The 25335-nt window shown below is 66.4% G+C and carries 25 protein-coding genes, 1 tRNA gene and 3 pseudogenes; 17 read left to right on the top strand and 12 right to left on the bottom strand.

Annotated elements, in window-relative coordinates; translation table 11 throughout:
* Positions 1 to 17 precede the first annotated feature (17 nt).
* A complete protein-coding gene (locus tag ACFWVD_RS01310) occupies positions 18 to 1238 on the bottom strand; it encodes a Glu/Leu/Phe/Val dehydrogenase dimerization domain-containing protein (RefSeq protein ID WP_379240932.1) in 1221 nt (406 codons plus the stop codon).
* Positions 1239 to 1395: 157 nt separating this feature from the next.
* Between ACFWVD_RS01310 and ACFWVD_RS01305 the strand changes: the two genes are divergently transcribed.
* A complete protein-coding gene (locus tag ACFWVD_RS01305; protein WP_379239913.1) occupies positions 1396 to 2358 on the top strand; it encodes a LysR substrate-binding domain-containing protein in 963 nt (320 codons plus the stop codon).
* Between the two features lie 214 nt (positions 2359 to 2572).
* On the opposite strand, the gene ACFWVD_RS01300 is transcribed toward ACFWVD_RS01305, so the two are convergent.
* Both ACFWVD_RS01300 and ACFWVD_RS01295 read right to left on the bottom strand, forming a co-directional pair.
* Positions 2573 to 3793 (bottom strand): acetyl-CoA C-acetyltransferase, encoded by a 1221-nt coding sequence (locus ACFWVD_RS01300; protein ID WP_379239912.1) that lies wholly within the window; start codon positions 3791 to 3793, stop codon positions 2573 to 2575.
* Positions 3794 to 3856: 63 nt separating this feature from the next.
* Positions 3857 to 4726, bottom strand: coding sequence for an SGNH/GDSL hydrolase family protein (locus ACFWVD_RS01295; protein WP_379239911.1), 870 nt, complete (start codon positions 4724 to 4726; stop codon positions 3857 to 3859).
* Positions 4727 to 4891: 165 nt separating this feature from the next.
* Between ACFWVD_RS01295 and ACFWVD_RS01290 the strand changes: the two genes are divergently transcribed.
* From ACFWVD_RS01290 to ACFWVD_RS01280, 3 genes are all read left to right on the top strand, one after another.
* On the top strand, positions 4892 to 6274 hold the full coding sequence (locus tag ACFWVD_RS01290; protein WP_379239910.1) for a cystathionine beta-synthase: 1383 nt from the start codon (positions 4892 to 4894) through the stop codon (positions 6272 to 6274).
* A 122-nt stretch (positions 6275 to 6396) separates the two neighbouring features.
* Complete coding sequence (locus ACFWVD_RS01285; protein WP_379239909.1) at positions 6397 to 7311, top strand: type IV toxin-antitoxin system AbiEi family antitoxin domain-containing protein; 915 nt, start codon at positions 6397 to 6399, stop codon at positions 7309 to 7311.
* Positions 7308 to 8207, top strand: coding sequence for a nucleotidyl transferase AbiEii/AbiGii toxin family protein (locus ACFWVD_RS01280; RefSeq protein WP_379239908.1), 900 nt, complete (start codon positions 7308 to 7310; stop codon positions 8205 to 8207). Before ACFWVD_RS01285 ends, ACFWVD_RS01280 begins: the two co-directional genes overlap by 4 nt.
* A gap of 64 nt (positions 8208 to 8271) precedes the next feature.
* Here the strand turns inward: ACFWVD_RS01280 and ACFWVD_RS01275 are convergent, their stop codons facing one another.
* The 3 genes from ACFWVD_RS01275 to ACFWVD_RS01265 form a co-directional block, all read right to left on the bottom strand.
* Positions 8272 to 8430 (bottom strand): hypothetical protein, encoded by a 159-nt coding sequence (locus ACFWVD_RS01275; protein ID WP_379239907.1) that lies wholly within the window; start codon positions 8428 to 8430, stop codon positions 8272 to 8274.
* 67 nt (positions 8431 to 8497) lie between these two features.
* Complete coding sequence (locus ACFWVD_RS01270) at positions 8498 to 9355, bottom strand: Bax inhibitor-1/YccA family protein (protein WP_379239906.1); 858 nt, start codon at positions 9353 to 9355, stop codon at positions 8498 to 8500.
* Between the two features lie 149 nt (positions 9356 to 9504).
* The gene (locus ACFWVD_RS01265) at positions 9505 to 10653 is read right to left on the bottom strand and encodes a class I SAM-dependent methyltransferase (RefSeq protein WP_379239905.1); all 1149 of its coding nucleotides are present in this window, start codon (positions 10651 to 10653) and stop codon (positions 9505 to 9507) included.
* Positions 10654 to 11046: 393 nt separating this feature from the next.
* Between ACFWVD_RS01265 and ACFWVD_RS01260 the strand changes: the two genes are divergently transcribed.
* The 9 genes from ACFWVD_RS01260 to ACFWVD_RS01220 all read left to right on the top strand — a co-directional run bounded on the left by ACFWVD_RS01260 (position 11047) and on the right by ACFWVD_RS01220 (position 16581).
* Positions 11047 to 11628 carry a hypothetical protein gene (locus ACFWVD_RS01260; RefSeq protein ID WP_379239904.1) on the top strand — a complete coding sequence of 194 codons (582 nt, stop codon included), beginning with the start codon at positions 11047 to 11049 and terminating at the stop codon, positions 11626 to 11628.
* Positions 11629 to 11665: 37 nt separating this feature from the next.
* The gene (locus tag ACFWVD_RS01255; RefSeq protein ID WP_379239903.1) at positions 11666 to 12133 is read left to right on the top strand and encodes a hypothetical protein; all 468 of its coding nucleotides are present in this window, start codon (positions 11666 to 11668) and stop codon (positions 12131 to 12133) included.
* Positions 12134 to 12192: 59 nt separating this feature from the next.
* Complete coding sequence (locus ACFWVD_RS01250) at positions 12193 to 12792, top strand: DUF305 domain-containing protein (RefSeq protein ID WP_379239902.1); 600 nt, start codon at positions 12193 to 12195, stop codon at positions 12790 to 12792.
* A gap of 157 nt (positions 12793 to 12949) precedes the next feature.
* Positions 12950 to 13489, top strand: a complete 540-nt coding sequence (locus ACFWVD_RS01245) for a hypothetical protein (protein ID WP_379239901.1) — start codon at positions 12950 to 12952, stop codon at positions 13487 to 13489.
* Positions 13490 to 13582: 93 nt separating this feature from the next.
* Positions 13583 to 14881, top strand: coding sequence for a serine hydrolase domain-containing protein (locus ACFWVD_RS01240; RefSeq protein WP_379239900.1), 1299 nt, complete (start codon positions 13583 to 13585; stop codon positions 14879 to 14881).
* Positions 14882 to 14988: 107 nt separating this feature from the next.
* Entirely contained in the window at positions 14989 to 15726 is a 738-nt protein-coding gene (locus ACFWVD_RS01235; protein ID WP_379239899.1) for a GntR family transcriptional regulator, read from the top strand.
* Positions 15727 to 15805: 79 nt separating this feature from the next.
* The gene (locus ACFWVD_RS01230; protein WP_379239898.1) at positions 15806 to 16054 is read left to right on the top strand and encodes a hypothetical protein; all 249 of its coding nucleotides are present in this window, start codon (positions 15806 to 15808) and stop codon (positions 16052 to 16054) included.
* A gap of 114 nt (positions 16055 to 16168) precedes the next feature.
* The gene (locus ACFWVD_RS01225; RefSeq protein ID WP_379239897.1) at positions 16169 to 16324 is read left to right on the top strand and encodes a DUF6131 family protein; all 156 of its coding nucleotides are present in this window, start codon (positions 16169 to 16171) and stop codon (positions 16322 to 16324) included.
* A gap of 44 nt (positions 16325 to 16368) precedes the next feature.
* Positions 16369 to 16581, top strand: a complete 213-nt coding sequence (locus tag ACFWVD_RS01220) for a hypothetical protein (protein ID WP_379239896.1) — start codon at positions 16369 to 16371, stop codon at positions 16579 to 16581.
* A gap of 37 nt (positions 16582 to 16618) precedes the next feature.
* Here ACFWVD_RS01220 and ACFWVD_RS01215 read toward each other — a convergent pair whose 3' ends face one another.
* Both ACFWVD_RS01215 and ACFWVD_RS01210 read right to left on the bottom strand, forming a co-directional pair.
* The gene (locus ACFWVD_RS01215; protein WP_379239895.1) at positions 16619 to 17449 is read right to left on the bottom strand and encodes an MHYT domain-containing protein; all 831 of its coding nucleotides are present in this window, start codon (positions 17447 to 17449) and stop codon (positions 16619 to 16621) included.
* Between the two features lie 149 nt (positions 17450 to 17598).
* Positions 17599 to 18045, bottom strand: a complete 447-nt coding sequence (locus ACFWVD_RS01210) for an SRPBCC family protein (RefSeq protein WP_379239894.1) — start codon at positions 18043 to 18045, stop codon at positions 17599 to 17601.
* 165 nt (positions 18046 to 18210) lie between these two features.
* Between ACFWVD_RS01210 and ACFWVD_RS01205 the strand changes: the two genes are divergently transcribed.
* The 3 genes from ACFWVD_RS01205 to ACFWVD_RS01195 all read left to right on the top strand — a co-directional run bounded on the left by ACFWVD_RS01205 (position 18211) and on the right by ACFWVD_RS01195 (position 21454).
* Entirely contained in the window at positions 18211 to 19698 is a 1488-nt protein-coding gene (locus tag ACFWVD_RS01205) for a peptide MFS transporter (protein WP_379239893.1), read from the top strand.
* 54 nt (positions 19699 to 19752) lie between these two features.
* Complete coding sequence (locus ACFWVD_RS01200) at positions 19753 to 21264, top strand: amino acid permease (protein ID WP_379239892.1); 1512 nt, start codon at positions 19753 to 19755, stop codon at positions 21262 to 21264.
* Between the two features lie 116 nt (positions 21265 to 21380).
* A tRNA-Leu gene (locus tag ACFWVD_RS01195) sits at positions 21381 to 21454 on the top strand.
* 453 nt (positions 21455 to 21907) lie between these two features.
* Here the strand turns inward: ACFWVD_RS01195 and ACFWVD_RS01190 are convergent.
* The 4 genes and pseudogenes from ACFWVD_RS01190 to ACFWVD_RS01175 form a co-directional block, all read right to left on the bottom strand.
* Positions 21908 to 22570, bottom strand: a pseudogene (locus ACFWVD_RS01190) (S8 family serine peptidase); the annotation flags it as partial.
* A gap of 58 nt (positions 22571 to 22628) precedes the next feature.
* The gene (locus ACFWVD_RS01185; protein ID WP_379239891.1) at positions 22629 to 22841 is read right to left on the bottom strand and encodes a cyanobactin biosynthesis system PatB/AcyB/McaB family protein; all 213 of its coding nucleotides are present in this window, start codon (positions 22839 to 22841) and stop codon (positions 22629 to 22631) included.
* Positions 22842 to 22879: 38 nt separating this feature from the next.
* The gene (locus tag ACFWVD_RS01180) at positions 22880 to 23173 is read right to left on the bottom strand and encodes a hypothetical protein (protein ID WP_379240931.1); all 294 of its coding nucleotides are present in this window, start codon (positions 23171 to 23173) and stop codon (positions 22880 to 22882) included.
* Between the two features lie 157 nt (positions 23174 to 23330).
* Positions 23331 to 23802 (bottom strand): annotated as a pseudogene (locus ACFWVD_RS01175) (ISAs1 family transposase); the annotation flags it as partial.
* 353 nt (positions 23803 to 24155) lie between these two features.
* Here ACFWVD_RS01175 and ACFWVD_RS01170 point away from each other — a divergent pair.
* A pseudogene (locus ACFWVD_RS01170) lies at positions 24156 to 25298 on the top strand (IS3 family transposase).
* The last annotated feature ends 37 nt before the right edge of the window (positions 25299 to 25335 follow it).

Below are 25335 nucleotides of genomic sequence, written 5' to 3'. Positions count from 1 at the left end.
CCCGCGGCGGTGCATTCTCAGGGGATGACGACCGGGGTGGGGGGTGGGGTGGGGGTGGTGGACCAGTGGTGGGCTGTTTCTCGGGGGGTGGTGTGGTTGTCGGTCCAGGGGGTGAGGAGTTGGGCGACTTTGGTGTGCATGGTGGTGCGGAGGCGGTCGAAGGAGGTGGCGGGGGTGTGGTCTACCTCGCCGAGTAGGAGCCACCAGGCCCAGGCGACCGCGCCTGCGTTGGCTACGAAGTCGGGCAGGACCGGGATGTCGCGGGCGGCGAGCATGGCTTCGGCTTCGGGGGTGGTGGCGGCGTTGGCGGCTTCTACGATCACGCGGGCTGTGATGTCGTACGAGTTGTCGGGGGTGATCGCGTACGAGATCGCTGCTGGGACAAGGATGTCCACGTCGGCGGCGATGATGGCGTTGCGTGGGAGTTGGTCGATGCCCGCGGGCAGGCGGGTGCGGTCGATTTCGCCGTAGCCGTCGCGCAGGTCCAGCAGGGTGGGGATGTCGAGGCCGGCGGCGCAGTAGAGGGTGCCTGCGGCGTCGGCGATCGCGGTGATCTTCATGCCGGCTTCGTGCAGGTAGTAGGCCGCTGCGCCGCCCATGGTGCCGATGCCTTGGATCGCGGCGGTGGTCTCGGCGGGGGCTTGGCCCCATTGCACGGCCGTGGCGAGGCAGGCGTGGGCGACGCCGTAGCCGCCGATGACGTCGCCGAGCAGGAAACCGCCGTCGACCGCGGCGTTGAGTCCGTTGCGAACTCGCGTCAAAGTTGCTGCGGGGTCAGCGGATCGGCGGATCGCGGCGTGGAAGCTCTGGCCGAGATGGAGCTTTTCGAAGACCGCGTCGATCAGGTGTTGGGGGACGCCCAGGTCCTCGGCGGTCACCCAGTGCGCGTCCAGCCAGGGGCGCATCGCTTCGCAGAAGCGTTCCAGAACTTCCACGGCGCGTGGGTCTTTGGGGTCGAAGTCGATACCGCCCTTGGCGCCGCCGATCGGCAGGTCGAAGGTGGTGGTCTTGTTGGCCATACCGCGGGCGAGATCCTCGACCTCGCTCAGGGTGCAACCGGGTCGCATACGGGTGCCGCCGGTGGCGAGGCCGCCGCGCAGGGTGTGGACGACGAGGTAGCCGACGGCGTCGGTGTGCGAATCCGTCCAGTGCAGGCGCATATATGGTTCGCTGCGGCGGGTCGTGGGTATTACTGCCGTATCGGTCACCTGCGGCGGGCCTGCGCCCGGGTCCAGCATCGTCATGGTGCCCACCTCCTCGTGCGTGGCGTGTGGACCTCGTCGTCCCGGTAGACATCAGCGTGCGTCACCGGTGCGCGCGCGTCTATTTACTGTTCGTTCACGCCACCGTTCACCGTTGCTGCACAGTGTCACCCCGCTGCCTACCCTCGGGACTATGGACCTGTCACTGGCCCGCCTGCGAATGCTGCGCGAACTACACCGCCGCGGCACGATCACGGCTGCCGCGGCGGCACTGCACTACACCGCGTCGGCGGTTTCCCAACAGCTGGCGCAACTCGAACGTGATGTCGGCACCCGACTGTTCGAAAGACGCGGGCGCCGTGTGCAACTCACCGACCTGGGGATCGTGCTCGCCGAGCACGCCGAGGAGATATTGGCCGCGGTCGAACGCGCGACGCAGGCGTTGGAGGAAGCGGGCGGGTCGGTGACCGCGACGATCACCGCCGGGGTGTGGGCGTCGGTGGCCGCGGGCCTGCTCCCCTCCGCGCTGACCACCCTCGCCGCCTCACACCCGGGCATTCTGGTGCGCACCACCGAACTCGCACCGGAGTCGACCGCCGCCGCGGTGCGTGACGGCACGCTGGACCTGTCGTTCGTGCTCGACTACTCGAACTATTCGATGACCTGGGACCGCGGCCTCGAGCGGGCGATCATCGCCGTCGAGCGGATCCACGCGGCCGTGCCCGCCGGTGCGGTGCCCGCCGCCGGCGTGAGCCTGGCCGAGCTGTCCGAACACCCGTGGATCATCGCGCCCGCCCGCTCCCACTTCGGACACGCGGCTCGGCTGGCATTCCAATCCGCGGGTCTGCGGCCGCGCATCGATCACGAAGTCGAAGAACAGTCGACCGCGATGGCCATGGTCGCGGCCGGCCTCGGCGTCACGCTGGTATCGGATCTGGGCCTGGCCTTACGCCCACCCGGCGTGGACATCATCACCCTCACCGACCACTTCACCCGCACAGTGTCGCTGGCCTACCGCACCAACTCCGCGGGCCGAGCCGCACTTCTTCTAGTGGTCGACGCGATCCGAACCGCCGCGGCGGAAAAGGGCCTCGGCACCGAAATCCGCACCGCACCTGGGGAACACCGAACCTCAGATGGCATTGGTTCTCCATGAGACGGCCGATGAGATCGCAAGTCCCGCTGGCATTTTCAAACTTCTCGAGCGGCGCTCGGATTCATCACTGCCCTCAGCCGCAAGGCAGACGAACAGTCCCCGGCGAGCACATGGGTAACTCACCGGGGACGGGCTGACTCAACCACCCGCGAAGTCTGGCCGCGTCGAATACCTCACGGCACCCAAGTCCGGCCAAAAGACGCGGGGAGGCGGATCAGCTCAGCCGTTCGATGATCAGGGCCATGCCCTGGCCGCCGCCGACGCACATGGTTTCCACGCCGAACTGCTTGTCGTAGGTCTGCAGGTTGTTCAGCAGGGTGGTGGTGATGCGGGCACCGGTCATGCCGAAGGGGTGGCCCAGCGCGATCGCGCCACCGGAGACGTTGAGCTTGTCCTCGTCGATCTTCAGCTCACGCGCCGAACCCAGCACCTGCACGGCGAAGGCTTCGTTGATCTCGAACAGGTCGATGTCGGAGACCGACTTGCCCGCCAGTGCCAGCGCGCGCTGCACGGCCTCGACCGGGCCCAGGCCCATGATCTCCGGCGACAGGCCGGAGACGCCGGTGGACACGATGCGGGCCAGCGGGGTCAGGCCCAGTTCCTTGGCCTTGGTGTCGCTCATGATGACCAGCGCGGCGGCGCCGTCGTTGAGCGCGCAGCAGTTGCCGGCGGTGACGGTGCCGTCGGGACGGAAGACCGGCTTCAGGCCGCTGACCGCCTCGTAGGTGACGCCGGCGCGCGGGCCGTCGTCCTTGCTGACGATCGAGCCGTCGGGCAGGGTCACCGGGGTGATCTCGCGCTCGAAGAAACCGGCCTTGATGGCCTCTTCGGCACGGTTCTGCGAGCGCACGCCCCAGCGGTCCTGGTCCTCGCGGGAGATGCCGGTCAGCGACGCGACGTTCTCCGCGGTCTGGCCCATCGCGATGTAGGCGTCGGGCAGCAGGCCGTCTTCGCGCGGGTCGTGCCATGCGCCCTTGCCGCCCTTGGCGGTCTCGGCGGTGCGGGCCTCGGCCTCGGCGAACTCGGGGTTCTTGGTGTCGGGCCAGCTGTCGGCCGAACCCTTGGCGTAGCGCGAGACGGTCTCCACACCGGCGGAGATGAACACGTCACCCTCGCCGGCCTTGATCGCGTGGAAGGCCATGCGGGTGGTCTGCAGCGACGACGCACAGTAACGCTGCACGGTGGTGCCGGGCACGACGTCGAGGCCGAGCTGGATCGCCACGTTGCGGCCCATGCCGAAGCCACCCTCACCGGCGGGCGAGCCGGTGCCAAGGATGATGTCGTCGATCTGCGTGGGGTCCAGCGAGGGCACCTTGGCCAGCGCGGCGCGAACCATCTGCGCGGTCAGGTCGTCCGGGCGCATTCCCGCCAGTGAGCCCTTCACGGCACGGCCGATCGGGGAACGGGCGGTGGAGACGATGACGGCCTCGGGCATGAGGACTCCTTATTCGCGGTGTTGTGATGTGAACGGCTGTTTACTTGCCGGTCTGATTCGAATCTACGTCTCCTGGTGCGCCACGGGAAGGGCAGGGCGGTGGCGCACCTGCTCGATCAGGACCGGAAGCAGCTGCGCAGCGGCCAATTCGTAGCCGGCGGCCGACGGGTGGAATCCGTCTGTCGCGAACAGAATCTCGGGCGCGGCACGGAATTCGGAGGCGACCAGCGGTGAACCCATCGGCACCGCGACGCCGCCCGCGATGGTCGTGGCCACGGTTTGCGCCTTGGCCAGGCGCACGCTCCAGTTCGCCACGATCGTGCGCAACGGTTGTTGGATCGCCACGACGGTGCCCAGGTTCGGGCAGGTGCCGACCACGACCAGGGCGTCGGCGGCGCGCAGTCGGGACACCGCCGCGGCCAGTCGGCGGGCGGAGGCTCGGATGGAGTGTTTCTTGGTGATGTCGTTGGCGCCGACCAAGATCACCGCGGCGTCGGGTGGGGGTCCGGCGATGAACATCGCGTCGACCTGACCGGCCAGGCCCTTCGAAGTGGCGCCCGATATTGCCTTGGTGCTCAAGCGGATTCGGAGGCCGGTCGCGTCGGCCAGGCCGCGTGCCAGGCGCACGCCGGGGACTTCCGCGGCGCTGAGGCAGCCCAGGCCTGCGGCGGTGGAGTCACCGAAGACCATCAGGTGCAGGTTGGTGGGGGTGGTTTTGCGCCATGGCTCGGGGAGGATCGCGCCCGGTGCGTACACGCCGTCGGCCTCGGGGGGCTTGGAAGTGTCGCGGCCGATTACCGCGCGTGCGGCGCCCGCCTGGGTCATCAGCAACCGATACGTCGCCCAGGAGACCGTTCCGGCGCTGGATCCGGCGAGCACCGTGGTCGCGCCGGTCACTACCGCGGTACGCCAGCTGATCCGAGGTGCGCTCACATCCGAAAATTCTACGGCGCGGTCCGCCTCCCCGAGTCTCTAGCCGGACTCAGGTGTCGGAGGGACATCGGACGCGGGCGGCGGTTCAGGCGGTGTGAGGGTCCGCCCGTACCCCCTGAGTTACCCATGTACTCGCGAAATCGGGGGTTCTGCAACGATGGGGTTATGCGCATCGCGGATCATGTCGTTGACCTCATCGGCAACACGCCCCTTGTTCGTCTGAACTCGGTGGTCGGCCCCGACGCCGGCCTGGTGGCCGCGAAGGTCGAGTACCTGAACCCCGGCGGCAGCTCGAAGGATCGGATCGCGGTCAAGATGATCGACGCCGCCGAGCAGGACGGGCTGCTGAAGCCGGGCGGGACGATCGTGGAGCCGACCTCGGGTAACACCGGTGTGGGGCTGGCGTTGGTCGCGCAGCAGCGCGGGTACAAGTGCGTGTTCGTGTGCCCGGACAAGGTCAGCGAGGACAAGCGCAACGTGCTGCGTGCCTACGGCGCCGAGGTCGTGGTCTGCCCGACCGCCGTCGCGCCGGAGCACCCCGACAGCTACTACAACGTCTCCGATCGCCTGGTCCGCGAGATCGAAGGCGCCTGGAAGCCCAACCAGTACTCCAACCCGGGCGGCCCCGAAAGCCATTACGAGACAACAGGTCCCGAAATCTGGGCCGACACCGACGGCAAGATCACGCACTTCGTCGCGGGTGTGGGCACCGGTGGCACGATCTCCGGCACCGGCCGCTACCTCAAGGAAGTGTCCGGCGGCAAGGTCAAGATCATCGGCGCCGATCCCGAAGGCTCGGTGTACTCCGGCGGCACCGGGCGCCCTTACCTGGTCGAGGGCGTGGGTGAGGACTTCTGGCCCACCGCCTACGACGCGTCGATCCCCGACGAGATCATCGCCGTCTCCGACGCCGACTCCTTCGAGATGACCCGGCGCCTGGCCCGCGAGGAAGGGCTGCTGGTCGGCGGCTCCTGCGGCATGGCCGTGGTCGCCGCGATCGAGGTCGCCCGCCGCGATCCCGACGCCGTGGTGGTCGTGCTGCTGCCCGACGGTGGCCGTGGCTACCTGTCGAAGATCTTCAACGACAAGTGGATGAGCTCCTACGGCTTCCTCCGCACCCCCCTGGAAGCCGGCCCCGAACCGCTGGTCGGCGACGTGCTGCGCGGCAAGTCCGGCGAACTGCCCGACCTGGTCCACACCCACCCGTCGGAAACCCTGCGCGACGCCATCGAGATCCTGCGCGAATACGGCGTCTCCCAGATGCCCGTCGTCGGCGCCGAACCGCCCGTCATGGCCGGTGAGGTAGCAGGCAGCGTCACCGAACGCGACCTGCTGTCCGCCGTCTTCGAAGGCCGCGCCAACCTCACCGACTCCGTGGCCCAACACATGAGCCCGTCGTTCCCCCTCATCGGCTCCGGCGAACCCCTCTCCACCGCCACCAAGGCCCTGTCCGACTCCGACGCCCTCATGGTCGTCGAAGACGGCAAGCCAGTCGGCGTCATCACCCGCCACGACCTCCTCGGCTTCCTGAGCACCGGCTCGATCTGACCCTCAACCACCCGACCCAGTCGAGCGGCTCCCTGCCTTTGCGGGGAGCCGCTCGATTTTCTTGTGCCCGCTAAAGCTGCAACCATGGCACAAAATGTGGCTATAACGTATATTTTTATGCCATGAGAGCTGATAGTCGCGCTGCGGGGGTGGTGGAACTAGCGGCCGAGCAGGGCGGTCTGGTCACCAGTCGGCAGGCGCGCGTCGTCGGCGTCACCGCTCACCAACTCAAGCGCATGGCCGATTCGGGTCAGCTGGAGCGACTGCACCACGGCATCTATCGAGTGACTCGCTTCCCCCACGACAAGCACCAGGCCCAGCGGGCGGCCTGGCTCGCGCTGGACCCAGGCATTGTGTCGTGGGAACGTCTGGACCAGGACGTGCCCGTCGGTGTGCTGTCGCATGCCACCGCGGCGCAGATGCAGAACCTCGGCGACATGGCGGCCGACACCGTCGAACTGACCGCGATCCGCCGGATTCGCCTCGGGATTCCCGACGCAGTCGTTCACCGCGGCGATCTCACCCGCGACGATTGGGAGGTCATCGACGGCCTGCCCGTGACGACCCCCGCACGCACGATCAGCGATCTAGCGGCCGCGTCCATCGACGCCGGACACCTGGCATCGATCGTTCGTGATGCGGTTGCCGACGACCGGCTGACCTTCGAAAAGGTTGCCGAGGCACTGTCACCCCACGTCTTTCGATACGGATATCAGCAATTCGACGGAGCGGGGTTTCGTGACGCACTGATCGACCAGGCCGGTGTCCCCGCGAACGCTATCGCGCTGGCCGAGATCGCCTCGAATTCGCTTGCCGCGCAACAGCGAAAGGCAGCAACGCCAGGCCCAGGATGGCAGCGTGCCGATGCCATGTCAGCGTTCGACGCGACGGTCGAGTCCCTGGAACGAATGCACCAGGTCCTCGACACCACGCCGGAAACGATCAAAGCCTTCGAGAGACTGGAGTCGGCGATTACCCGCCTCGGCGATGAACTTGCTGCGATGACCGAAGCCACCGATCAGGAGCAGGAACGGTGACGTCGCAACGGACTCCGGGTGCCACCCGCACAAGTGTCACCGCACACCTCAAGCGGCATGCCGCAGAGCATGGGCAACAGTTCAGCGAGGTCCAGCGCCGATTCGTCATGTCGCAGTTCCTCGCCCGAGTCTTCACTGCAGATCCTGAGGGATGGATCCTCAAAGGCGGTGTCAGCATGATGGTGCGTCTACCCCGAGCACGCCACAGCACCGACATCGATCTCCAATCGGCCAGTGTCACTGATGACCCGGCCGCCGAACTGGAACACATCGTTCGGGACAACAACGTCGATTCGTTCCGGTTCCAGGTGAAGAAGCGAACCGCCCTGGCAGATGGCAAGGGAATCAGAATCACCGTTGAGGCACGACTCGGCCCCACCGTGTTCGACACCTTCAAAATCGATGTTGTGCACCCCCGCCGCGAACTTGTCGGCGAGATCGAGCGCAAGCGGGTTCCCCGACTGGTCGATTCTGCGGACTTCCCAGCGGACCCCGAAGTGCAGCTCTACCCGATCGCAGATCAAATAGCCGACAAGATTTGCGCGATGTACGAACTTCACCGCTCACACCCATCGGGACGATTCCGTGATTTGGTCGACCTGCTGCTCATTGCCCACTATCTGCCGATCGACCTTCGCACCGTCGTCGATGCCCTCGAACAGGAACGGACATTTCGGGGTATCGCTGAGTTGCCAACTGCCCTTGCGGCTCCGGGCCCGGAGTGGGTCGATAGCTGGGCACGGGAAGCAAAGAAGAGTCCACTCAGCGATGACCACCACCGCCTGGAGGCGGCGCTCGCCGCGGCTGGACGCTGCTACGACCGCGTGCTTACTTCCTTGCCTGCCGCCGACCGCTCCGCCACATGGATCCCAACCGCCGGGGGCTGGGCAGACTAACCGCTACTGAATTACAGGGCCTAACGCGAAATCAGTTCGAGCACTGAGCATGCGTGCCAGCCTCTCACGCAATGTCGCCCATCGGCACGGTCGCCGCGTACTGGGCCAGTGCTTCCAGGTCGTCGTCGGCGGGCGATGTCGCGAGGGTTTCGGCGTCGCGTTCAGCGGACCTGCGCAGGCGGTCTCGCTCTGCGGCTTGTTGGCGTGAAAGCTGGATGCCCATCTCTTGATGATGACAGAAAGCGGCTCCCCACCGTGGTGGAGAGCCGCTTTGTTGGTGATCGACTAACTCAGTCGCGCTGGAAGTAGCTCAGCAGGCGGAGGATTTCGACGTAGAGCCAGACCAGGGTGATGGTGAGGCCCAGGGCCACGCCCCATGCGGCCTTTTCGGGGGCCTGGGCGCGGATCAGTTGGTCGGCGGAGTCGAAGTCCAGCAGGAAGCTGAAGGCGGCGATGGCGATGCAGACCAGGCTGAACACGATGGCCAGGGGGCCGCCGTCGCGCAGGCCGAAGCCGCCGTCGGTGAAGAAGCTCGCGATCAGGTTGCCGACCATGAGCACCAGCACGCCGACCATGGCGCCGATGAGCATGCGGGTGAAGCGGGGGGTGACGCGGATGGCGCCGGTCTTGTAGACCACGAGCATGCCGAAGAACACGCCGAAGGTGCCCAGGACCGCTTGGCCGATCAGGGCGCTGCCGCCCACACCGCCGAAGGTGACGTCGGTGAACATCAGCGACAGCGCGCCGAGGAACAGGCCTTCGAAGACCGCGTAGGACAGCACGATGGCCGGGTTGTCCATCTTGCGCCCGAAGGTCGCGATCAGGACCAGCACCAGGCCGATGATGGCGCCGCCGATGGCGAAGATCGGGGCCAGCGACGGGTTCGCGGTGGACAGCGCGAAGGACACGATCGCCGAGACGGTGAGCACCGCGAGGGTGATACCGGTCTTGGTGACCACGTCGTCGATGGTCATCGCGCGGGTGGCAGGGGCCTGCTGGAATTGCTGGCCGTACTGCTGCCCGTATTCGCCGTATTGCTGGTTACCGAGCTGGCCTGCGCCGGCTACGCCCGAACCGAAGTTCGCGTAACCGCCGACACCCTCCTGGCGAGGAAGGTTCTTGAACACCGGATTCGATGAGGTACGCACCGTGCGCCTTTCTTGGAGTTACGAGTAGCTGTGAAGCTCCAACTGCTGAGTTCAACGCGCCGTGATCGGACAAAGTTCCCGGCGGTTCGGTCGAGGACCGCACCACCCGCCCGTTCGGACAAATCGGACTCTACCGCTTTCGGGTCGCCCTATCGTTGTACGTCGCGCAGACCACGAACGGACCGCGTCACCGTGAACTTCTGGTTCCGGGCGATCACGTCGGTGCGGCCGACCATCCGTTCGACCACGCCGCGGTAGTTCAGGTGCGAGTTGTAGACGGTCCACAGTTCGCCGCCGGGGCGAAGCACGCGCCCGGTTTCGACGAACATCTTGATCGCCGAGCCGGTGTGCACGGCCGCCCCGACATGGAACGGCGGATTGCACAGCACCAGGTCGGCACTGTTGTCGGCGGCCGAAGTCATGGCGTCGTCGCGCACCACGGTCACCCGGTCGGCGACGCCGTTCGCTTCGGCGGTGGCGCGCGCGGAAGCCACGGCGGCAGCGGATTGGTCGGTGCCGACCACGCGGATGTGCGGGCGGGATTTGGCGAGTGCGACCGCGAGAATGCCGGTGCCGCAACCCAAATCGACGGCGTCGCGCGCGTCGGGCTTCATCCGGTCGAGGTGTTCGAGCAGGAAGCGGGTGCCGATGTCCAAGCGCGGTCCTGAGAAGGCCGAACCGTAGGCGACCACGTCACCGTCGATCTCGATGATGTTCTCCCGCACCGGGAATCGCGATTCGCCCACGGGCAGCGGCTCGCTGACCATGAGCACCCGCGACTTCTGTCTGCCGCGGCCCGCGCGTACCTGCGCGAAGGATTCGGCGAGCACCTCGTTCATGGCGGGGGTCAGGTATTTGTCGCGCCCGCCCGCGAACACCACCACGTCGTCGGCGGCGTAGCGGGCGATGGTCTCGGCGATCTCGGCCACGCCGGCCAGCATCCGCGGCAACCGCATCAGCACCACGCGCGCGCCGGTGAGCAGGTCGGCGTCGAGCGCGTGGGTGGTGAAGCGGTCGGTGAGTCCGAGGGTTTTGGCGTTGCCTGCCAGCGCCGATTCGCCGGTGATCAGGTCCTGGTGCACGCGAATGCCGGACAGTCCGTGCTGCGCGGCGACGCCGAGGGTGAGCGCGCCGTAGGCATCGCCGATCACCGCAACCTCGCCGCTACCCGCCGCGGCCAGGGCGTCCGCGGCGGTGTCGAGGATCAGCCTGTCGGCGGCGTCGACGGCATAGAGGTTCGGCGCTTCCACATCCGGAAACCGCCGTAGTCGGTCGAATACGTCCTCAACACTGTCCACCCGGCAAGTGTGCTAGATCGTTGCCCTCGCGTCACATCCGGGCCCGCGATCGGTGCGTGCGGTGGCTCTCGAGGGGACCTCATGGGATGTATTTCGATGAGGGAGAACGGGTCCCATGGATTTGCGACGGCCTTGCGAATGCTGCCGAATCGATGGATCTCATGAATTGTGTTGTTCTCCAATCCGTCGACTGGGATGTCGTCCCGTCGGTCGATTCGCGTGGCCGGCGCTAACGCCTGATCTGGTACGCGTTCACCGAAATTCGTGCCTGCGACCTGCGCGCATCGTCGCGGATCACCGGCTTCGGACACGCTCTCAGCAAACTTTCCGTTGCCGAACACACCCCGCGTTCCTTCGCCCACGGCCGCGGTCGACGTGCGTAGCATCGGCGGCATGCGCAACGCCCTCGTGTTCGTGCTGATCGCCGCGGCCGCGGTGGCAGTGTCCGGCTGCGGCACCGACAGCGCCCCGGTCACGGCGCCACCCACCACCACGAGCACCGCCAGTACCTTCGCCGATGCCACGGGCGAGGTGCCCACCGACGCGGGTCCGAAGTCCGGCCAGGCATCCGCGGGCGCGGCATTGACGGTGAGCGATATTCGGGTCGGCCGACAGGCCGGCTTCGACCGGGTGGTGTTCGCGCTGGGCGGCACGGGAACGCCCGGGTGGCAGGTGGCCTATACCGAGAGCGCGGTGCAGGACGGCAGCGGTAGGCCCGTCGACGTGGCGGGACGGTCGATTCTCGAGGTGCGGATCCTCGGGTCGGCGTATCCGTTCGACTCGGTGGTGCCGCCGTTCGCCGGGCCCGATCCCGTCACCGACCCCGGCGTGCCGGGCATCACCGGCGTCTACAAGAAGCTGGTCTACGAGGGTGTCACCCAGTCGTTCATCGGCATCGACGCAGCTCAGCCGCCATTCGCGGTGACCGCGCTGACCGATCCCCCGCGCCTGGTCGTCGACATCGCGACCCAGTGATGATTACCCCTACCCGGTATTGCCTACACTGGCTGACGTGATGGACCAGCATCAGCCGCCGCGCGCCTCGGGGATCGCCCGGGCGCTGGCGGTGTTGATGCTGCTGGCCGGAATCGTCGCCATGCATTCTGCGGTTTTCGGAACCGCGCACGCCCACGAAGCCGTCGCCACGGGGTCGTCTGCCCACCCGGAAGCCGTGGGAGCGCACCAGCAACCCGCGACACCGCCCGCAGACCATCCCGCACCTCATGACAACCCCGTCATGGCCACACCCGACCTCGACACCGGCTGCGGCGCATCAGGTTGCGAGGAACACGCCGCCGTCCACCCCTGCGTTTTCGTGCTCGCAGCCCTGTCCATCGCACTGACCCTGGTCCTGCTCTACCGCCTCGGCACCACCGCCGAATCCACCCACCGCGCCCCGAGACTCTGGCGCGGCCGCCGCGAACGCCCACCCCCGTGGACCGTCCTGACCCTTTCCCAACTGGCGATTCTGCGGATCTGACAGGTGCGGCAGTTCACCTGCCTCACCCGTATCGACCCACAATCCTCAGGAGGATCACCATGTTCATCAGCCGTACCCACATCGTCATCGCCGCTACCGCCACCGTGTTGTTCGCGGCGGGCTGCAGCGACGACAGCAGCACCCCCGCACACACCACCGAGCACTCGACTACGACAACAACCGCAGCCGCGAGGCCTGAGTTCAACGACGCCGACGTCACCTTCCTGCAGATGATGTACCCGCATCACGCGCAGGCCGTGGAGATGGCGAAGATGGTGCCCAGCCACACGCAGAATCAGCAGCTGATCACGCTGGCCGCGCAGGTGGAGAAGGCGCAGGCGCCGGAGATGCAGCAGATCACCGACCTGCTCACCAGCTTCGGCAAGCCCGCGCCCAGCGCGAGCGAGGGCCATGCCGGACACGACATGCCCGGCATGATGACGCAGCAGCAGATGAGCAGTCTGCAGGCGGCCAACGGCGCCGATTTCGACAAGCAGTGGTTGGAGATGATGATCGCCCATCACCAGGGCGCGGTCGGCATGGCGCAGACCGAGCTGAGCAGCGGCGTGAACCCGCCGTCACGGCAGCTCGCGACAAAGATCGCGGCCGATCAGGAAGCCGAGATCGCCACGATGCGCGGGATGCTCGCGCAGAACTGATCGAGTGCGGCGCCGGGTCCGCGAACCCGGCGCCGCGTCTCGTTTCGTCATCGAAATCGCCACCGCGACCTGACGACGCCCGCCGATAGCCAGTACGGTCGATATGTTCGGCTCCGGCCCGACCCGGTGCCTGCAATATCGAGGCAGGAGAGAGAGAATGCGCGTACTGGAACGGCTGGGCTTGGGGACCGCGATGACGGCCACCGTGACCGGAGTGATCTTGATCGGCGCCTGTTCGAAGCAGGTGCGCGGTACCGCCGAGGTCAACCAGAACGACCTGTCCTCGTACACCGTGGAGATGGCGTCCTCGTCCGCGGCCGCGACCTCCTCGCGGCTGGCGAAGATCGAGGCGGCCAACGACGGCGCCTGCGACGGCCTGCGCACGGCCAACAAGACGTCGGTCACCTCGTTCAACGCCTACATCGCCGCGTCCAACGATCAGGCGCCCGACACCGACACCAAGGCGGGCGACGCCGTGGTCACGCTGCGCAACAGCGCCAAGGACCTGGACCGGCGCATCACCGGCGACGTCATCGCCGACCTGTCGGGCCCGTTGCGCGACTACATCGCCAAGACCAACACCCTCGCCGACACCCTCGAACGCCGCGCCGCCACCGACGAACTCAACGGCGTGATCGACACTTTCAACGTTTCCAAGGACCACGCGATCGACGCGTGCGGCCCCTACGGCAGCTGATCCGCGGTAACAAGAACGTGACCGTTCACGATTTCCCTCCTGACACACCACCCGGAGGGTTACATGCGCGGCTATCTGAAATACCTTGCGGCAGTGGCGATTACGGTATTGCCCCTGATTTCGGGGGCAGGGCTGCCCAGCGCGAACGCCGAACCGGTCACCGCGAAACAGTGTGAAGTCAGCTCCGGCCGCACACCGCAGTCGGCCACCCCGACCGAGGCGGCGCTCGACCCCTATATCCTCGCCGCCGCCATGGCGCGCGCCGCCGACGTGACCCGTTTCAACATCGCGCTGTACCGCAACAACTGCCTCGTCGCGACGGGCCCGCGCAATGCCGAATCCGGTGGGGTGGCGTGGAATCTGTGGAGCGGGACCAAAAGTGTTGTCGCACTGGTCGCCGGCGCCGCGGTGGACGACGGGAAACTCGAGCTCGACGCGCCGATCGACCGCTACCTGCCGCCGGGCCTCGGCGATGCCGCGCACCGCGAGATCACCGTGCGCAACCTGCTCACCGAATCCTCGGGCATGGAGGTCGCCATCGCCGCCGAGGGCGCGACGGGGCTGGTGCAACTGGACCCCAATATCGTCGCGCAGGCACTGGCGATGCCGATCGAACGTCCGCAGGGCACGATGTTCCGCTACAGCCAGCGCGCCGTCGACCTGCTGGCCTACGTGATCGGGCAGTCGGTCGGTGAGGACTTTCAAGCCTTCGCCCAGCGAAAGCTGTTCGACCCGTTGGGCATTGCGCGCACCGACTACTACTGGGCGCGCGATCGCGCCGGAAACACCTACGGGCACGCGCATTTGATCCTGCCGCCCGATGATTTCGCGAAACTCGGTCTGCTCGTTGCCAATCGGGGACGCTGGAACACCGAACAGGTGATCTCCGGCGACTATCTGCGGGCCGCGCTGTCGCCTTCGGCGAGCATGCCCTGTTACGGCTTCCTGTTCGTGATCAACGGCCCGCAGTGCCGTCCCGAATTCCCCGGCCTTCCCGACGACGCGGTCAAGATGTCGGGCATGCTGCGCAACGACAGCTTCATCGTGCCGAGTCTGGGCCTGGTGCTGAACTGGACCGGCGTGGCGACCGTCGGCGCGTCCACCACCTACACCCACGATGTGCTGCGCACGCTGGTGTCCGCGTTCCGTGACCAGCAGATCCCCGATCCGGGACCCTACCGGGAGCGCCCGGACGTGAGCATCACCGACCCGATGATCTCGCGGCCCGACGCCTTCTTCGGCACGCTGGGCGTTGGCCCGTATGCCTACCCCGGCTGCAATTTCGTGGACTGTCTAGGTCAGACTCCGAAGGCGCCGTTCGCGGATTCGCCGCCGGGGTGCGTGATCCTGGGGTGCCTCGGCACCGATCCGCGCACGCCGGGTATCCGCTAGCCGCGAAAACATCGCTGGGCTGTCGGGCGCTGGTCGCGTACTCTCGAATCAACCGGATAGGACCAGTAGGGACCGGTTGGTCCACCAGCGAAAAGGAGCCACTGGCGATGCCCGCACCGCTGCGCGACAGCGCAGTGCCCAAACACGAACAGCTACGCGCGATTCTGCTGCAGAAGTGCACGCGCGAGCTACAGCCGGGCGATCTGCTGACCAGCGAGCGAAACCTGATGCAGGACTACGGCGTCAGCCGGATCACCGTGCGCGAGGCGGTGGGCCAACTGGTCAACGAAGGATATCTGGTCCGGGTTCGCGGCAAGGGCACGTTCGTGGCGCACCGACCCGTGCAGTCGCGGCTGCACCTGGCCTCGTTCACCGAGGAGATGCGCGCGCTGGGCCATCACCCGACCACACTGGTGCTGGTCGCCGAGGAAATGGTCGCGCCCGAAGCCACCGCCCGCGCGCTGCGATTGCCGCAGGGCGCGTCGGCCTATCACGTGCGTCGGTTGCGCCTGGCCGACGATGATCCGATCAGTGTCGACGACGCCTGGTTCAATCCCGAGTTGGTGCCCGGCCTGATCTCGCACGACCTCACCGGGTCGATCTATCGCACCACCGCCGACCACTACGGTCGCCCGATCGAACGCGCCGTGCAGACCGTCGACGCGCAGGCCGCCGAGGGTGGTGTCGCGGCGCTGCTGCGGATCAAGAAGGGCGCTCCCGTCCTACATTTCGACCGGGTGTCGTTCAGCGCGGAGGTGCCCATCGAGCACACGGCCAGCTGGTATCGGTCCGATCGCTATCGGGTGCAGATGGAAGTGGGTCAGCGCCCGCAAGGCTCGGGATAACCACCGATCCGGTGTGAAATCACACTATTTCAGATACCGTCTGCAGTGCTATCACAGCGAAGCACTCGGAGGTTTCACCATGTCCATCCGTCACACCACCACGCGCGCGGCCCTGCTGGCCGCATTCGCCGCCGCGACCGTTTTCGGTGCGGGCTCCGCCCAGGCGATCGGCGGCGCAGATTGGGATCTGCTGCCGTCGGGTTCGGCCGAACTCGGCACCGGTAGCGGAACGGGCAGCGGGACCGGTTCGTTCGACGCCGATCTGGGCTCGAGCGCCCCCGTGCAGCCCTCGACCGGCTCGGCGGCGCTGCCCATCTTCGGACGCTGATCACGGTCTAGCGCTTTTGTGCCACAGCCTGTTTCGGTTCGGGAAAACCGGGCATGCGGCCACTGTGGGTGCCCACCGGTATCCATGGTCCCGACACCGAACAGGTGAGCTCTAATGATTCTTCTCGGCGCAGTGCTCCTCATAGCCGGACTGGTTTTCGGCATCCCACTTCTCAATACAGTGGGCGTCATCCTTCTCGTGGTCGGCGTGGCGCTGGCATTGATCGGCGGCTTCGGGCGTCCGGTCGGTGGCCGTCGGCACTACTACTGATCATGCGAAGCATCCGCAGAACCCGCAGACCAAGAGGAAATGCCATGTCCAGCAATACACCTCGCATTGTGTCGATCGTCGTGATGGTGTGGTTGCTGATCGGCATCCTCGCCGCAGGACAGCGTGGTTACTACACCGAGCGTGACCAGAATTGCGCGACGCTGGGCACCATCGCGGTGACGATCATCGCGGGCCCGCTCAACTACGCGGGCGTCAATCCGCAGGTCGACAATTGCGAACTGCCTCAGCCCAGCTGACACCAGCCGCCGTGGCCGAAACATTCGGCCACGGCGGCTAATTCGGCAGGCGTGGCCAGTGTTTTCCGCTGTCGGACAACGTGGCCGGATCGGTGCTGTACATCCCACCCGTGCTCGCGCGCAGCGGTTCGGTGTGCGCACGGCTCTCGCCGACCTCCAACTCGGCCAGCCCGACCACCACCACCAACGCGGTGACCACCAGTGACACCGTCGCGATCAACGGAAACAGCAACTGCATCGGCGTGACCCCGTCCACCTCGGTCAGCGCCGCGCCGGGCTGCACACGCATGGCCGCCATCGCCGTGTAATGCATGCCGCACACCGCGATTCCCATCACCAGCGCGGCACCGGCGGTCATCAGCAGCCCGTTCACGTGCAGCATGAACCACAGTGCCGCGGTGGCCGCCACGACCGCGATCACCAGCGACAGCGCCATCAGCACCGGGTGATATTCGATGACACCCTGGGTGCGCATGGCCCACATCCCCAGGTAGTGCATGGCCGCGACACCGAGGCCGGTGATCGCGCCGCCCATCGGCAGCGTCACCCACTCGTTGCCGCCGCCGGTGACGATGGTCAGGCCGATCAACACCACCACGATCGCGATGACCGCGCTGAGCAGTGTCAGCGGCACGTCGTAGCGAATCGGTGTGCCGTGGATGCTGAATCCGAGCATGGCGGTGAAGTGCATGACCCAGATCGCCGCCCCGCCCAGCGCGATGGCCGCGGCGATCAGCCAGCCCATCGGCGCGGGCGAGGTCTTGGCGTGCACCGCACACCGCAGCCCCAATACCGATCCGATGAAGGACAGGCCGAAAGCCAGTGCCGGATTCAACCAGCCATTGTTGAAGTGCTCGACATGTAGCACGCGCGTCCCCTGACCTACACATTTCGATGTGGCCATGAGACTAAACCAACTATGCGGATTCGACACAGGGACAGGTAATTCGATTCAACGACTTTCGGCACGCAATCCTCGCAAGCGAGAAGTACGTACCGGTCGGCTTTTACCCCGAGTCATTCATTGTGCGAACGAGCACGAATCAAATTCGCCAATCGATCGAGTGATTCTTGATTACGCGCCGCGAAAAGAAGATCTTGTGCGGGCCCCGGAATGAACTGCGCGGGCCCGCGCGCGGCCCGTTCGACCATCCTGATCGTGGTGTGCCCCGGCTGTTCCTCGGCCAGGGTCAGGGTGATCCACGCCGACCCCACCGACCACAACCGCGCCTCCAGTTCGAGCCGATGCGGCGGGTCGATCGCACGCACCACCGTCGTGTCGCTGATGAGCACCGGCCACAGCCCGAAGCGGTAGTGGATGCGGCTGCCCACGGCGGGCCAGTCGTCGTCGACCTCGCCGATATGCGAGGCGCCGACCACCCAGCTCGCGTACAGCCACCCGTCGGCCAGGCTCGCGAACGCCCGCGGTGGCGGCACGGGCACGGTCACCTGGGCTGTGAGCACGTCTGCTTACCTCGTCCGTCGCGCGATTGCGGTTTACCCCAGGGTAATTCGTGTCGGCCACCGCCGCCGGACGGGTTTGTCGCGACACGACGGGCGCGGCACGCCGAACCCGCGACGATGCGGGAAAATTGCTGTCCACGGTTTCGACGTGGGATCGTTGGCCTCATGTCCACGGAAGAGACCCCGCCCGGCGACCAGCCCGGCGACCCCGACGCGGCAGCCGAACGCACCCTGTTCGGGCACCCGATCGGTTTGACGAACCTGTTCGGCGTCGAGCTGTGGGAGCGATTCTCGTTCTACGGCATGCTCACGATCCTGGGCTACTACCTGTACTACTCCACCGCCGACGGCGGTCTGGGGATCGCGCAGAGCACGGCGCTGGGCATCGTCGGCGCCTACGGCGGCCTGGTGTACCTGTCCACGGTGCTCGGCGGCTGGATTGCCGACCGGGTGCTGGGCATGGAGCGGACCGTGTTCTACGGCGGTGTCGTGGTCATGGTCGGTCACATCGCGTTGGCGGTGCTGCCCGGGTTGGTCGGTGTCGGTGTCGGCCTTGTCCTGGTCGCGGTGGGCAGTGGCGGGTTGAAGGCGAACGCGTCGTCGTTGCTCGGCACCCTCTACGCGCCGACCGACGCGCGCGTGGACGGCGGCTTCACGCTGTTCTACCTCGGCATCAATATCGGCGCGTTCTCCGGCCCGCTGCTGACCGGGCTGCTGCAGCGCGAGTGGGGCTTCCACGTCGGCTTCGGCGCCGCGGCGATCGGCATGGCGCTGGGCCTGACCCAGTACGTGGCCTTCCGCCGCAACCTGGGCACCCACGGGCGTGAGGTGCCCAACCCCGTCACCCGCAGGGAACTGACCCCGGTGCTGATCGGTGTCGCGGTCGCCGCGGTCGTGGTGCTGGTGGCCGTGCTGACCGGGCTGCTCACCCTCGAGAACATCTCCGACGTGACCACCGGCGTGATCGTGGTCGCCTCGATCGTCTACTTCGCGGTGATGCTGCGCAGCCCCAAGGTGACCCAGATCGAACGCACCCGCGTGATCGCGTTCATCCCGCTGTTCATCGCCAACGCGGTGTTCTGGTCGCTGTTCCAGCAGATGTTCACCATGCTCGCGGTGTACTCCGACGAACGCGTGGACTGGCGCATCTTCGGCTGGGAAGCGCCCGCGAGCTGGATCGGTTCGGTGGAACCGGTGTGGATCATCGCGCTGTCGCCGCTGTTCGCGCTGCTGTGGACCAAGCTGGGCAACCGCGCGCCCAGCACCCCGATCAAGTTCGCGCTGGGCGTGATCGGCATGGGTGTGGCGTTCTGGATGTTCGCGCTGCTGAGCGGGTTCGACGGCAAGACCGTGCCGGTGCTGGCGGTGTTCGCCATCCTCGGCGGCTTCGCGGTCTCGGAACTGCTGCTGTCGCCGATCGGGCTGGCGGTGACCACGCACCTGGCGCCCGCCGCGTTCCGTTCGCAGATGATGGCCCTGTACTTCTTCTCGGTCGGTATCGGCACGTCGATGGCGGGCACGCTGGCCCGCTTCTACAGCCCCGACAGCGAGGCCGCCTACTTCGGGTTCAGCGGCGGCGCGGCCATCGTGGCCGGTTTCGTCGTGGTCGCGTGCGCCCCCTGGATCAAGCGCCGCATGCAGGGCGTGCACTGACCCGATTCCGGGTAACCCCCGATTACGTTTTTTCGCAAGAGAAGGAGAAATACCGTGCCGAGTCCGCAGGACACTCCAGGGGTGGGTAGATCGCCCAGCCGATGGGGCGGAGCATTCCGCACCAAATCGGTGGAGCAGTCGATTCGCGATACCGACGAACCCGATTCCAAACTCCGCAAAGACCTCACGGCCTGGGATCTGACGATCTTCGGTGTCGCCGTTGTCGTGGGCGCGGGCATTTTCACCCTGACCGCACGCACCGCGGGCAATGTCGCGGGGCCCTCGGTATCGCTGGCTTTCGTTTTCGCGGCGATCGCCTGCGGACTCACCGCGGTCTGCTACGCGGAATTCGCCTCGACCGTGCCGGTGGCCGGTAGTGCCTACACCTATTCATATGCCACTTTCGGCGAATTGGTGGCGTGGATCATCGGCTGGGATCTGATCCTGGAATTCACCCTCGCCGCGTCCGTGGTCGCCAAGGGTTGGTCGCAGTACCTGGGCACCGTCTTCGGATTCGATTCGGCCACAGTGCAATGGGGGTCGATCACGTTCGACTGGGGCGCGGTGCTGTTGCTCGCCGTGCTCACCGTGCTGCTGGCGCTGGGGACCAAGATGTCCTCGCGGGTGTCGGCCGTGGCGGTCGCGATCAAGCTGGCCGTCATCGCGCTGGTGCTCGTGCTCGGCATCACCTACTTCAAGGCCTCGAACCTGAGCCCCTACATCCCGCCCTCGCAGCCCAGCGACGGTGGTGCCAGTGGGCTGCACCAGTCGCTGTTCTCGTTCGTCACCGGCGCCGGTGACAGCAACTTCGGCTGGTACGGCCTGCTCGCCGCGGCCAGCCTGGTGTTCTTCGCGTTCATCGGTTTCGACGTGGTCGCCACCGCCGCGGAGGAGACCAAGAACCCTCAGAAGGCGGTGCCGCGCGGCATCCTCGGCTCGCTGCTGATCGTGACCGTGCTCTACGTGGCGGTCACGCTGGTGCTCACCGGCATGGTGCCCTACACCGAACTGGCGGGCGAGAACGCCACGCTGGCAACGGCATTCCAGATCCACGGCGTGGACTGGGCCAAGAACGTCATCTCCATCGGCGCGCTCGCCGGCCTGACCACCGTGGTGATGGTGCTGTTCCTCGGCCAGACCCGCGTGGGATTCGCGATGGCCCGCGACGGCCTGCTCCCCCGCGCCCTTGCCCACACCGGCAAGCGGGGCACCCCCGTGCGGCTGACCGTCATCGTCGGCGTGCTCTGCATGATCCTGGCCGGATTCGTGGACTTCGGCACCCTGGAAGAAATGGTGAACATCGGCACGCTGTTCGCCTTCGTGCTGGTCTCGATCGGCGTGATCATCCTGCGCCGCACCCGCCCCGACCTGCCCCGCGGCTTCCGCGTCCCCTTCGTCCCCCTCATCCCCATCCTGGCCGTGCTGGCCTGCCTGTGGCTGATGGTGAACCTGTCGGTGGAAACCTGGCTGCGCTTCCTGATCTGGATGGCCCTTGGCTTCGTCGTCTACTTCGCCTACGGCCGCCGCCACTCGATCCTGGGCAATAAGGCCACGATCGATGACTGACCAGCCCCTTCGATGACATGATCGGTCCCGGCGTGGTCCCTTCCGACACGCCGGGCCGACCTTGTCAGCCAACACGATTCCGGTACACCCGTACGATTCGCTACGCTGTCCGGGACGCCCCTATAGCCCAATTGGCAGAGGCAGCGGACTTAAAATCCGCACAGTCAGGGTTCGAGTCCCTGTGGGGGCACTCAAATGCCAGGTCAGGCCCGGTTACTGGGTCTGGGAACTTGCAAAATGCGGACGATTCCCAAAAAAACACCAAGAATTTCAGCGGTGCGGCTTCGCTGCGGTGGGTGGTGAGGTGTTCGATCATCTGGCGCGGGTCATACGGGTTCGCGGGGACCATGGTGTCGACGACCGGCACAGGGGCCATGAGTTGTTTGTAGGTGTCGCGCCGGGCCTCGGTGCCGAAGTCGTAGCCGAGGGTGCCCAGCGCGTAAATCTTGCCGGGTGCCCCGCGTGGTTGGGCGGAGGTCACGACACCGTTGCGACCGGTGTGGATGAGTCGGGTCGCGGCGGGGATGTTCAGTTTCCCGGCGAGGCACCGTGCTGGTTCACCGTGGGTGTCCGCGTCCGAACATGGTGTGGCGCTGTCGAGTAGGGCTTGTCGCACGGCGAGTGGGTTCGCGGGTTGTCCTTGTTGCAGTTGCAGGCTGATCAGCAGGGCGGCGACCCCGGCGACGACGGGCGTCGAGCAGCAGGTGCCCTTGTGCACCGCCAGCCCGCCGTCGGGGGTGGCGCCGGAGATGTTGCCGCCGGGGGCGACGATCGCGTTCGGCAAGTATTCGGGGCCGAAGTTGCTGAACTTGAACATGATTCCGTCGTCGTCGTGGGCGCCGACCGCCAACATCTGAGGTAGGGCGGCGGGGTAGCAGCGGCACGCGGCGTTGTCGTTGCCAGCGGCGGTGATCAGCAGCGCCCCGGCGTCCTCGGCCCGCTGTGCGGCGTCGGCCCATAGGTGATCGACGTCGCCGGAGCTGGTCGGCAGGCAATGGGAGAAGGTGACGATGTGCGCACCGGCCCGCACCGCCGCGTTGAGGGTGCGGGCGGCGTTGATCGGGTCGGCGATACTCGATTCGTCGCGCAGTGTGGGGATGCTCAGGCCGGTGCAGCGCGGCGCCAACCCGGTGACGGTGCTGCCGTGCTGACCGAACAGGACACTGGCGACCCAGGTTCCATGATCCACGATGGCATCGTCAGCAGGAGTATCGGGGAGCCAGCCGGTACCTACTTCGTGGATGTCGGCACCGTCGAAGCAGGGATGAGACTTGGCGACGGGTCCGTCGACGACGGCGACCCGCACCCGCGGGTCGCCGAGCGTCGAGACCCACAACTGTGCGACGCCGGGGACAGCGGCCAAGTCAGGCACTGCGCCCACCCACCACGGCGGATTGCTGCATCCGCCGGTAGCTCGGGAACGCGAAATACGGGGGGTCGTTGAAGTTCGCTCCGTGCATCAGGTCGAGGCGAACCTTGATCAACTGGTCGGCGGTGCCGTGGGTGACGTCGATGACCGTGTGCGGTTGTATGAGGTCGGGTCGGTGTACCGGGGGCGCCTGGATGGGCAGCCACATGGCGGAATCTCCTCTCTGATCGGGATCCGAGCCTCCGGTCAGGATTCGGACCAGGTGCGGACATCACCGAGGGTGACCGGCAGCGGGTCGGACACGTCGATGGTGAACCAGAACACCTTCTTCGCACGCCGTGAGTTCTCGGGGTCGAAGAAGCGCAGTTTCACGTCCCAGCAGTCGCTGTCGATCCTCCCGAACGGGGATTTCTCCACCCCGATCGTGTCCAGGGCCATCCCGGCTGCCAGGGCGGTCGCGAAGGTGCTCGCGGCCTGGAAGGCGTTGGTGGCCGCGAAGTTCAGCGCCCGGTCCCGCGAGGTCGCCCCGAGGTTGCGCAGTCGAAATACACCTTGGTCAGGAATTTCGACTCGGCTCTATTTGTTTGGGTGAGCCCGGTTCGTTGTGCCGGCGGCCTCGCCGCGGGTCACTGTCGGTCCGAGTCGGGCTCGGTGGAGCCGCAGGGCCGCGGCGTTGTTGACTAGCGGGCCCGTGACCTCAGCGTATGCGGATTGAGGAGGTCGATTCGCCTGTTCGGAGCGAACGCGGTCTCGCGGCAGGCTTCAGCGATGTTGGTAGCGCCATCGAGACGAAGTAGGTTCATCGCCGTATTGCGGAGCGTTGCCAGGACGTGGTGGATGGCCCCGGTATGGGCGGTGTTGCGGTCCTCGTCGTAGGTGACGTCGCGGCACCAGTGGACCGAGTTCTCGATCCCCCAGTGGCCTCGCAACCACCCGGCTATTTGGGTGGGTTTCGCTTCTTCGAACGGCAGACTGCAGACGGCGTAGACGACTTCGACTGATCGTTTTCCGGTGGTAGTGACGAGGCGGTCGCGGGTGATGCGGATCAGCTGACGAACGTAGGGGAAACCGATTCCTCGTGGCGCGGACAGGATTTGCAGGTCGCGGTGCTCGACGCGGCCATGCCCGCGGCCCTGGGTGGAGCCGGTCTCGGCGGGTTCGTCGCCCCACGCGGAAAGATGTTGGGTATCGAGGGCCTCGCGTAGCCGTCGCCCGCCGCCGGTCCGCTGGTAGTGCACGTCGTGGTCGAGTTCCCAGCTCTCGGCGCACTCGACGCAGATGGTGCAGCCGTGGAGGCAGCGGAAGGTGTTCCGCACCAGCAGGATCCGGCCGTCAGGGTCGCCGCTGTCGCGCGGCGTCACCAAGACGTAGTCGTTGCCGCTGAGTTTGGCCCGGGTTTGATCACGCCGTCCTGGTCGCGACCTTTGGTGCTTTTCATCTCGCGAATGAATGTCGGGACTGCCCCCGGTTTGGTTGATTCCTGATCTGTGAGGACTGCGTCCTCGCTGGAAGGATGTCCACCATGCCGAAGCCGTATCCGGAGGAGTTCCGCCGCGATGTCGTCGCGGTTGCCCGCAAGGGCAGCTCCTCGATCAAGCAGGTCGCCAAGGATTTCGGGATCTCCGAAGCGTGCCTGCACAACTGGCTCAAACAGGCCGACATCGAGGACGGGAACAAGCCCGGATTGACTCGGGAAGAGTCTGCGGAGCTGCGTGAGCTGCGTAAACGTACCAAGCAGCTGGAACAGGAGAACGAGATCCTGCGACGCGCGGCGGCGTTCTTCGCCCGCGAGCTGCCCCCAAAATGAGGTTCCCGCTGGTCCTCGAACTGGCCGCTGACGGGTTCCCTGTCGCGGTGATCTGCCGGGTGCTCGGATTCACTCCACAGGCGTTCTACAAGTGGAAGAAAATGCCTGTCTCACAGCGTGATTGGGACGACGCCCACCTGATCGATGCAGCTCTCGACATCCACGCCGACGACCCCGCGTTCGGCTACCGCTTCATCGCCGACGAACTCGGTGATCGCGGCATCCACGTGGGTGAGAATCGGGTGCAACGCCTGTGCTCGCAGCAACGGATCTGGTCGGTGTTCGCCCGCAAACGCGGCCTCAGCAGACGGGCGGGGCCACCTGTTCATAACGATCTCGTCGTTCGCGAGTTCACCGCGGAAGCACCAAATCGGTTGTGGCTCACCGATATCACCGAACATCGAACCGGTGCAGGGAAGCTTTATCTTTGCGCGATCAAGGACTGCTTTTCCAACCGCATCGTCGGCTACTCGATCGACGAACGAATGACCGCCGCCCTGGCGGTCGCAGCGCTGCGCAACGCGGTCGCGATCCGCTCGCCGGTAGGCACGATCGTCCACCGATTGAACCTGAGCAATTTCGTTCTCGGCGATTCGTTCATGCGTTGTCGGCCAGCGGATTACATGGCTCGATGGGGCGAGTTGGGGATGTGGTGACAACGCTGCGATGGAGTCGTTCTTCGTGCTGCTGCAACGCAATGTCCTCGACCGCCGCCGCTGGGCGACCCGCGAGGAACTGCGGCTGGCCGTCGTCGTCTGGATCGAACGGACCTACCATCGCCGTCGACGGCAACGCCGACTCGGCCGCCTGACACCGATCGAATTTGAGACAATCAATCAGCCCGCACTCGCGGCCTGAAACACCACACCCCGCGAGTCAACCGAACTCGGGGCAG

This window comes from Nocardia sp. NPDC058666 (genome assembly GCF_042714895.1).
In the GTDB taxonomy this organism is placed as follows: Bacteria; Actinomycetota; Actinomycetes; order Mycobacteriales; family Mycobacteriaceae; genus Nocardia.
Note: the sequence above shows the minus strand (reverse complement) of the source record. Positions and strands in the feature narration are given on the sequence as shown.